The organism is Polaribacter sp., from assembly GCF_036480315.1.
GTDB lineage: Bacteria > Bacteroidota > Bacteroidia > Flavobacteriales > Flavobacteriaceae > Polaribacter.
On record NZ_JAZGGG010000008.1, the window covers coordinates 1 to 9,295 of the forward strand.

The 9,295-nt window shown below is 28.1% G+C and carries 10 protein-coding genes and 1 pseudogene; 5 read left to right on the forward strand and 6 right to left on the reverse strand.

Annotation, left to right across the window (positions count from 1 at the left end):
- From V3V28_RS01405 to V3V28_RS01425, 5 genes and pseudogenes are all read left to right on the forward strand, one after another.
- A pseudogene (locus V3V28_RS01405) lies at positions 1–111 on the forward strand (IS982 family transposase); the annotation flags it as partial.
- Positions 112–304: 193 nt separating this feature from the next.
- Positions 305–460, forward strand: coding sequence for a hypothetical protein (locus V3V28_RS01410; protein ID WP_331363231.1), 156 nt, complete (start codon positions 305–307; stop codon positions 458–460).
- A gap of 6 nt (positions 461–466) precedes the next feature.
- Entirely contained in the window at positions 467–1,555 is a 1,089-nt protein-coding gene (locus tag V3V28_RS01415; protein ID WP_331363232.1) for a HesA/MoeB/ThiF family protein, read from the forward strand.
- Between the two features lies 1 nt (position 1,556).
- A complete protein-coding gene (locus V3V28_RS01420) occupies positions 1,557–2,036 on the forward strand; it encodes a hypothetical protein (RefSeq protein WP_331363233.1) in 480 nt (159 codons plus the stop codon).
- A gap of 4 nt (positions 2,037–2,040) precedes the next feature.
- Positions 2,041–3,810: a MutS-related protein gene (locus tag V3V28_RS01425; RefSeq protein WP_331363234.1), complete on the forward strand. Its 1,770-nt coding sequence runs from the start codon at positions 2,041–2,043 to the stop codon at positions 3,808–3,810.
- 49 nt (positions 3,811–3,859) lie between these two features.
- Here the strand turns inward: V3V28_RS01425 and V3V28_RS01430 are convergent, their stop codons facing one another.
- The 6 genes from V3V28_RS01430 to V3V28_RS01455 form a co-directional block, all read right to left on the reverse strand.
- Positions 3,860–5,446, reverse strand: coding sequence for a hypothetical protein (locus tag V3V28_RS01430; protein WP_331363235.1), 1,587 nt, complete (start codon positions 5,444–5,446; stop codon positions 3,860–3,862).
- A gap of 105 nt (positions 5,447–5,551) precedes the next feature.
- A complete protein-coding gene (locus tag V3V28_RS01435) occupies positions 5,552–6,082 on the reverse strand; it encodes a hypothetical protein (RefSeq protein ID WP_331363236.1) in 531 nt (176 codons plus the stop codon).
- A 5-nt stretch (positions 6,083–6,087) separates the two neighbouring features.
- The gene (gene gldD, locus V3V28_RS01440; RefSeq protein WP_331363237.1) at positions 6,088–6,639 is read right to left on the reverse strand and encodes a gliding motility lipoprotein GldD; all 552 of its coding nucleotides are present in this window, start codon (positions 6,637–6,639) and stop codon (positions 6,088–6,090) included.
- Complete coding sequence (gene gldE, locus V3V28_RS01445) at positions 6,632–7,960, reverse strand: gliding motility-associated protein GldE (protein ID WP_331363238.1); 1,329 nt, start codon at positions 7,958–7,960, stop codon at positions 6,632–6,634. The genes gldD and gldE overlap by 8 nt, the downstream gene beginning before the upstream one ends.
- Positions 7,961–7,979: 19 nt before the next feature.
- The gene (locus tag V3V28_RS01450) at positions 7,980–8,420 is read right to left on the reverse strand and encodes a single-stranded DNA-binding protein (RefSeq protein ID WP_331363239.1); all 441 of its coding nucleotides are present in this window, start codon (positions 8,418–8,420) and stop codon (positions 7,980–7,982) included.
- Between the two features lie 45 nt (positions 8,421–8,465).
- Positions 8,466–9,295 (reverse strand): A/G-specific adenine glycosylase (locus V3V28_RS01455; protein WP_331363240.1); only part of this gene is annotated, 830 nt, incomplete at its 5' end.

Here is a 9,295-nt window from a genome sequence, read left to right on the forward strand (position 1 = left end):
GGTTTTAAGACTAGAATACTCTCAAAATTAACCTCATTAACAATTATTCAATTCATTAATAAGTTTACTTTTGATAGAAATATTAACAACTTAAAAATTAGTATTATTTAAATGCACAACGGGTAAAGACAGTATTACTAAATACTCAATAGAAAGAGATAAAAGCATAAAAAAATATTTAATAATTAGAAAAGTTAATACTCAAATTGAATGGATAAATGGCGAAAATACTGGAAACCTCACTTTTGAAAAAATAGAATGGATTAACGATTGTAGTTATAGATTAACTTATGATGAGCAAAAAATGGAATTAGATGAATACCTAACTAACTTAAATCAAAAGAATGGAATTCTTGTTGAAATGACTGGATTTACAGGTAACTGTGTGAAGTATAATGCGGGTTTTAAATCTGAAAATGGAGGAATTACAAGACAAAAAGGCACTTTCTGTAAGGAGTAGTTATTTATGAAATCAACAAAAAATCAACTTTTTAAACGTCAAATTACTTTACAAGAAATTGGTGAAGTAGGACAACAAAAATTACAAAACGCATCTGTCTTGGTAGTTGGTTGTGGAGGTTTAGGAAGTCCGATTGCAGTTTATTTGGCTTCTAGCGGAATCGGGAAAATCCACTTGGTGGATTTTGATACAGTTGATATTTCGAATTTACACAGACAAGTTTTTTATTCTTTAGAAGATGTAGGCCAATCAAAAGCAGCAGTTTTATCAGAATTTATAAAAAAGAGAGCGCCATTTACAGAAGTTACTTTTACTAATAAACCAATTACAAAAGAAAATGTTTTTGAGTTAATAGAAAAGGCTGATATAGTTGTTGATGGAACAGATTCTTTACCCACAAAGTATCTTTTAAATGATGCTTGTGTTCTTAAAAATAAACCTTTGGTTTATGGTTCTTTGTATAAGTTTGATGGTTATGTTGCTACATTTAATGTTTTGCAAGAAAACGGTGATTATTCAGCAAACTTAAGAGATGCTTTTCCGGAAATGGCAACAGATGTACCTAATTGTTCAGCAACAGGAACCTTAAATTCTATTGTTGGGTTGATAGCTACACAGCAAGTAAATGAGGTTTTAAAGTTGATTACAGGAATTGGAAAACCATTAATAAATCAATTGTTAATTTATAATTCACTTCAAAACACACAGCTTAAAATGAAGTTAAAATCAACATTTATTAAAGAGAAAATAGCGAAGCTTTTTAAAATCCAAACATATGTTGATGCTGCATGTTCTGGTCAAAACTCTGAATGGCAAATATCTCCCAAAGAGTTAAAAGAATTATTGTCATTTCGAGATCAGTCGAGAAATCTTGAAATAATTGCGGTTTTAAATGATTTAGAACTACCTTTTGAAGTGCAGCAAACAATTCATATAAACACCTTTGACGCAGAGAAAATTACCATAGATAAAAACAAGACATACGTGATGGTTTGCCAAAGAGGTTTTAATAGTTACAAAGCAACGGTAAAATTAAAAAACAAATATCCAGACTTAAAAGTGTTTAATTTAACTGGCGGAATTTCTAGTTATTAAAATGAAAAAGAAAGGAGTCTTAAAAATAGTTTCACAAAAAAGAGCATGGTATGAAAGACTTTTGGCAGCTGTCTTTTTTTCATTAGCAGTTTATGTAATTTTTATGTTTTACAAAAATGTATCTCTTGCTTACTCAGAGAAATATTACATTAATAGTTTTAAAACTTTGGCTGGTTTAATATTTCTTGTAGGCATGGGTTTAAAGTTTTCTGCTACTTTAAATCATCATTTCGATTTTAATTTAATGAGATACAGAGCTTATTGGTCTGCCGGGTTTTTTGGATTTGGTAAATGGGAGTATATTAGAACTTTAAAAAGAGTAACAACTTTCTTAAATCCTAGAGGTGAATGTGAAGTTACAATTTGGGATATAAAAAACAATCGATACAAAATAGCCTCTTTTAATAAAATAAATGATGCCGTAACTTACGGAAGAAATTTAGCTGAAAAATTAGAGATAACATTTTTAGAACGAGAATAATTAAATGAAAAAACCTTTAAAATTTTATACAAATACAAGAACTGAATTAGAAAAAGAAGCAGTTATTTTAAAAAAGGATTCGGTTAACTTAAGTATTTTTAGATTCGCTGTTTTTTTAGCGACTTGTTTTTTAATATATCTAACATTTGGTAAATATCCAGATGTTTTTATTATTGTTTTTTTAGGTGTTTTACTGTTTAGTTTTTTGGTTGTGAAACATGTAGATTTAAAAAGGAAAAGAAATATTGTTGATGCAAAAATTAAAATAAACTCAACTGAAATTAAAGTTTTAGATAGAAATTTTCATCATCTAGATTCAGGTGAAGAATTTGTAGATGCTACCCATTTTTATAGCAATGATATCGATCTTTTTGGTATTGGTTCTTTTTTTCAATATGTAAATAGAACCGTAACTTTTGATGGTAAAGCATTACTTGCAAACGCTTTTACGGAAAATAAAACTGATGAAATTTTAGAGAAGCAGAATACTATAAAAGAACTTTCTAAAAAAGTGAAATGGAGGCAACATTTTTCTGCATTAGCAAGCTTGGTTGTTGTTAAAAATACACCAGAGTTTTTGGTAAAATGGATACATAGTTACCAGTCAGTTTTTCCAAAGCCTTTAGTTTTAGTACAAATTATTTTTTCAATTATTTCGGTTACCTTAATTGGTTTGGTTTCCTTCGGAATTATATCTTTCACATATCTTACAATTTGGTTTTTTCTAGGGCTATTTATTACAGGAAGATTTCTTAAGCAAACAAATAAACTATATTCAGAGACCGACAGTGTAAGAGAAACATTTAAACAATATCATGTTTTATTAAATGAAATTGAAGGTGAAGAATTTTCATCAAAAGTTTTAAAAGAAAAACAAGAAATTATAAATTCTGAAAAAAAGAAAGCATCAGTTATCTTTAAAGAATTCTCTAAAATTTTAGATGGTTTCGATCAACGTAATAATTTAATGATAGCCATTTTTGGAAATGCTTTTTTTCTTTGGGATATAAACAATGCTTGTAAAACTGAAAAATGGATTTATAATTACAAGCATACAGTAGAAAAATGGTTTGATGTTGTGGCATTTTTTGATGCACAAAACTCTTTAGCAAATTTTAACTTTAATCAAACAACATTTGTTTTTCCTGAAATAACAGTTGGAAAAGAAGTTGTAAAAGGAACTAATTTAGGACACCCTTTATTGGATTCAAAAAAGAGAATAGACAATGACTTTATAATTAATAAAGAAGAGTTTTTTATTGTTACAGGTGCAAATATGGCAGGAAAAAGTACTTTTTTGAGAACGGTTTCTTTGTCTATTGTTATGGCCAATTGTGGTTTGCCTGTTTGTGCAGAATCATTTAAATATTCGCCAATAAAATTGATTACAAGTATGCGAACTACAGATTCTTTAACTGAAGATGAATCTTATTTTTATTCAGAATTAAAACGATTAAAATTTATAGTAGATGAAATTGAAAATGAAGATTATTTTATCATTTTAGATGAAATCTTAAAAGGAACAAACAGTAGAGATAAAGCAATTGGTTCTAAAAAATTTGTAGAAAAATTATCTAATTCGAATTCTACCGGAATTATTGCAACACACGATGTAAGTCTATGTGAATTAGAAAATGAGTTTTTAGGTATTAAAAACTATTATTTTGATGCAGAAATTATTGAAGATGAATTGCATTTCGATTACACCTTAAAAAATGGCGTTTGTAAAAACATGAATGCTTCTTTCTTGTTGCAAAAAATGCAAATAATTTAATAAAAAAAGGTTTTAACAAGTTGCTAAAACCTTTTTTTAGAGTTTTAATTTAAAATTGTTGCGTAAGTGTTACTTTCCAAATTTTATTTGATGCTTGAGATTTTTTCGGTCCATAAGTTCCTGGGTTAGATTCAAAAGCTTCAATTCCACCAAAAATATAACCAATTTCAATTGTTTTTTGTTGATCAGAAAAAGTAGAATTTATATCAATAATTTCTTCAGAATATTTAGAATAGCTCAAGTTTCTATTAGGAAACAGAATTGCTTCCGCTCCATAATATGGTTTGTTATTTTCTTTGGCATTTGTAAAAATATTATAGTTTAAAACTTGTTTCGTACTTTTTAATGGGTATTTGTCTACATTCATTTCAATATGTACACTTGTGTTTGTAAAGCCAGATAAATGTCCTTTTGGAGCTCCTTTACCATCACCAATTCCACCAATTAAATACGAATGTAACTTGTTAGATTTAGAGTCGAATAAAACAAAACTCGGACAAGAATATACGTTATAGTTTTCTTGATCATAAGCAGTATCGTAAGTGTATAGTTTACTTTCACTATTTGCCCAATTTGGGTGAACATAAATGGCATCTTTCCATGCTTTTAATGGATGACCAGGTTTAAAAACACCAGCATAAATTGCTATACTTTTTTCTATTGATTTGTTTATTGGGTTTTTATAAAGTGAAGGTAAAATTGGTCCATCTCTTCGCCTGAAAACAGATGTAGTATCAGAACCATTATTTGAAGGGGCGCTAACGTCAGAAATTGGTGTATTAGTTGTAATGTCTAAAGCAAATTTATTGTCTTTGTTATTTTTAAGAGTAAAAGGGTAAATTGCATCTACATATTTTTGACCCTCATTTGGGGCTGTATTTCCAAAATTATGACCAGCAGAAAGGTATAAAATTTCGCCGTATTTATATAATTCACCACCTGTACTAATCAGTTTATCATTTTTACCTACTTTCATTAAATCTAGCCATTCTTTATTTGTTAAAGCTTTTTCCTTTACTAATTTAATTAGATTACTAACATTTATCTTTGCAACGTGGTTGTATGTAATAAAACCTTTTTTAGGATTTGAAAAATCTGCTGGACCATAACCACCAAGTGTGTAAAGGTAGTTTCCATCTTGCTTTACCAATGCATTCGAATTCTTAAATATTGAAGTATTTTTTTTTGTAACTTTTAATAAACCGTAGTATGGAGATAAAATAGAAGGGTTTTTGGCTGATGAAGATTCGATTTTTTCTTCAATTAATTTAATAAAATCGGCAATAGTTAAACTTCCAGAAATTTCATCTTTTTTAGGATTATAAACATATATTACATCATTATAAGAAGATTGTGTAAAAGATGAACCTGCATAATTACCGTTTAAATTATGAATTCCTCCGTTTAAAGAATCTAAAGAATTTGTTCTACCTGCAAACAAAAGCCATTCTTTACCAGAGATAGATTCTGCATGGGTAAATGATTGCAAAGCTGGTGCATTTGTATTGTTCGTTTGTGAAACAGATACAGCGTATTTTGGTGCTATTTCTAATTTAACAACTTCTTTTTTTACACAAGATTTTACAAGAAATAGTATTAAAATTCCTGTAAAAAGGTTTAAAGCTTTGAATTTCATAATTTTAAGATTTAGTTAGTGTTGCAAATAACTAAAAAATTATGATTTTTTTTTAACGTTTTATTTTCTAATTTGTAAAACAGGTAGAAGTACTTGATTTTTATTCTATTCTGTAAGAACTTTTAATAAGAGTTTACTTACTTCTTTATTTTGAGTTAAAATTGTGAAAAAAGTTTTTACTTCTAAAGTAGCAAACAAAATAATTTTTTCCTTTTCTAGAAGATTGATCTTTAGGTTAAACTGCTGCTTTCTTTTTTTAACATCTGCATATTTATTCTTAAAATGTTTGGAGTTGCTTAATTCTATTTTGCAAAGACTTTTAAAGTTTAAAGAACTATGTTTCTTTTTGGGAATTTCCTTTAAATCTTCTTTAAAATTACCACCAACTAAATTGTAATTAAATTTCACTTTAATCCCGCTTTTTCTAAAGCTTTTTTTTATTTTTTTTGATAAATCTTTATAGAAATAAATTAAATGTGTATTACCAGAAAATTCAAATAATATCGATTTTGGTGTATTGTAACTAGAACCTTTTTGTGCTTCTGTTAATTCTACTCCAGATTTAAATTTTTCTTTTTTTTGAGAATAAGTATAAGTTGTAAATAGTAAAAATAATAGCAAATAAGTTTTTTTCATAATAATTACTTTTTCCACTCTAATGTTTCTACCAAACGTAAAATATCTTCTTTAATGTAGTCTACTGCGGGTAAAATTGAGTCGTAATTAGGTTTTACATAGAAATACAAAGAACCTTTGATAAAGTTTTTTGTGCTATCTGTAATGTGAAACTGAATGTGAGAAGCTGCATTTCCTGTAATTTCATATATACTTCCAAAAACTCTTTTTTTAGAATTTACAAAATCCTTTGGGATAATTTGTTCAGCTTTAACTGCGTGTTTAAAAACTAATTTTTCTGCTTCGGTTAAGAGTTCTTTTATGTTGTTTTCAACCGGTCTGTAGGTAATATCTATAGAGGCTTTTAAATTAGGGTATTTAATTGTTAACCAATTATCACCTTCATTTATTACAGTAGTATTTTTTAATACTTCAAAAGAATAAGGTCTTTTTAGTTTTAAATTTTCATAAGATTTAGTAGAGTACACTAAACTTAAATATGCTTTTGGTTTTGGCAAAACATCTTCTTTGCAAGAAATAAAAAGGATTGCAAAAATCAATAAAAAAATATTACGCATTTCTGGTAGCTTTAATTTGTTTAATGCGTTTTTTATCTAACGCCTCAATAGTAAACGTATAGTTCTTAAAGTTTATTTTCTCGCCTCTTTTTGGGAACTTACCAGAGATTTCTAAAATAAAACCAGCTAAAGTCTCGCTTTCTCCTTTTTCTTCTTCAAAAAGATCTTCGTCTTCATCATCTAAAACTTTACAAAAGTCTTTAATTGTTGTTTTTCCTTCAAAAATATAGTTGTTTTCATCAATTTTAGAATAGGATAAATCATCATCATCAAACTCATCATTAATATCTCCAACAATTTCTTCTATAACATCTTCTAAAGTTACTAATCCGCTTGTTCCTCCATATTCATCAACAACAATAGCTAAATGATTTTTCTTTTCTCTAAAATCGCTTAATAAGTCGTCTAGTTTTTTGTTTTCTGGCACAAAAAATGGTTCACGTAATAAACTTTGCCATTTAAAAGATTGTTTATTTAAATGCGCTAACAAATCTTTTGCGTACAAAACACCAACAATATTATCTATGTTTTCTTTGTAAACAGGGTTTCTAGAATATCCGTTATTAAGAATTTTATTAAGTACAGCTTCAAAAGTTTCATCATCAGAAATTGAAAAAATATCTATTCTTGGCTTCATTATTTGAACTGTTTCTGTGTTTCCGAAGTTTACAATTCCTTCTAGTATTTTTTGTTCATCTTTAGTTGTTGCTCCTTGTGATGTTAACTCTAAAGCTTGTGACAGTGTTTCAACAGAAAAATTGGTATTTTTATTACCTAGTTTTTTTTCAACCCATTTTGTTAAATTGATTAAAGGCAAACTAAAAGGGGTTAAAATAATGTTTATAATGTTTATAAATTTAGACATTACTTTAGAAAAACGAAGTGCATTTCTAGAAGCATACACCTTTGGTAAAACTTCGCCAAATAAGAGGATTAAGAAAGTAACTAAAATAATTTCTAATAAAAAACGAACAGGTACTATAAAGAAGTAGAGGTTAAGTTGATAATTAAAATCACCAAATAAAGTTTCTGCTAACGAAGCAAAAAGTAAGACAATTAAAATATTGATAAAATTATTGGTTATTAAAATAGTTGCTAATAATTTCCTAGGCTTTTCTAGTAATTTAACAACAATATTTTCTTCTTTTCCGTTGTTAGAAAGTGCGTTTATATCTGTTTGGTTTAATGAGAAAAACGCAATTTCTGAACCTGAAATCAGTGCAGAACTTATTAATAAAATAATTAATACAATTCCGTTAATGGCAGTTAAAATATCTATTGATGAAAAAAGTAAAAATAATAGCTTGGGATCTGGGTCCAAATTTTAAAATTTTAGTTAATTAGAATGGTAAATCGTCATTTTCTTCTGTTGCAACCGTTTTTGGAACTTCAGTAGCTGGTGGGTTTTGTTGTAGAGGTTGTTGAGTATTTGAGTTTTCTGAATTCTTTTTAGTGCTTAACATCGTCATTTCTGTAACAACAACTTCTGTAGAATAACGCTTAACACCATCTTGTTCCCATTGTCTGTTTTTCAATTTACCTTCAACATATACTTTATCACCTTTGGCTAAATATTTTTCGCAAATTTCTGCTAATTTATTTCTAACAACAATATTATGCCAATCTGTATTGGTTACTTTTTCGCCAGTTTGTTTATTGGTGTAGCTTTCGCTAGTTGCAATTGGGAAACGTCCAACACTATTTTTATCATCAAAATAATGCATTTTTACATCATCGCCTAAATTACCAATTAAAATTACTTTGTTTATTGTTCCTGCCATAGCTTAAATGTTTCTATATCAAAAGTACTAAAAATATCAATTACTTTATGGTTGAAATTTTTCTAAAAAATTTGCAATTAAAATCGGAACAGGAAATGTATTTATTTCATTCCAGTTTATAGTTGCTTCAGAAGAATTCGCAGTTTCTACAATCCAAAATTGCGTATATAAATGTTGATGAGATAGTTTGTGTACAATTTCTTTAGTATTAAAAAGTGAAATGGATGTTTCATCAGAAAATAGATTCATAAATTCTTTTGATAAAATAAGTGCTTCTTTGTTTATTTTTTTATCACTTTCTACCAACGGAAATTGATACAAACCTTGCCAAATTCCTTTACCTATTCGTTCATTAAGAATCGTTTTATTGTCATCAGTTCTAACAACAAGGAAATTAAAATAACGTTTTCTAATTTTTATTTTCTTCTCTTTAACAGGTAATTCTTTAATCATCTTTTTCTCTAAAGCAACACAACTATCAGAAAAAGGGCAAGTTTCGCAAAGCGGGTTTTGAGGTTTGCAATGCAATGCACCAAAATCCATAATGGCTTGATTGAAAGTTCCTGGTTGGTTTTCGTCAATTAAAGTCTGTGCCAGTATTTTAAACTCTTTAATTCCTGCAGACGAGTTAATTGGTGTTTTAATTCCGAAATAGCGAGAAAGCACTCTGTAAACGTTTCCATCTACAACTGCGGTTGGTTCGTTAAAACAAATTGATGCAATTGCAGAAGCAGTATAATCTCCAATTCCTTTTAATTTAATAATTTCTTTATAGGTTGATGGAAATTCTCCATTGAGTTCATTAGCAATCTGTTTTGCGCTAAAATGAAGGTTTCTTGCACGTGAATAATATCCGAGGCCTTGCCACATTTTTA

Coding starts and splice junctions, on each gene's coding strand:
- V3V28_RS01410 (WP_331363231.1), top strand. CDS start 305: ATGGAATTAGATGAATACCTAACTAACTTAAATCAAAAGAATGGAATT.
- V3V28_RS01415 (WP_331363232.1), top strand. CDS start 467: ATGAAATCAACAAAAAATCAACTTTTTAAACGTCAAATTACTTTACAA.
- V3V28_RS01420 (WP_331363233.1), top strand. CDS start 1,557: ATGAAAAAGAAAGGAGTCTTAAAAATAGTTTCACAAAAAAGAGCATGG.
- V3V28_RS01425 (WP_331363234.1), top strand. CDS start 2,041: ATGAAAAAACCTTTAAAATTTTATACAAATACAAGAACTGAATTAGAA.
- V3V28_RS01430 (WP_331363235.1), bottom strand. CDS start 5,446: ATGAAATTCAAAGCTTTAAACCTTTTTACAGGAATTTTAATACTATTT.
- V3V28_RS01435 (WP_331363236.1), bottom strand. CDS start 6,082: ATGAAAAAAACTTATTTGCTATTATTTTTACTATTTACAACTTATACT.
- gldD (WP_331363237.1), bottom strand. CDS start 6,639: ATGCGTAATATTTTTTTATTGATTTTTGCAATCCTTTTTATTTCTTGC.
- V3V28_RS01450 (WP_331363239.1), bottom strand. CDS start 8,420: ATGGCAGGAACAATAAACAAAGTAATTTTAATTGGTAATTTAGGCGAT.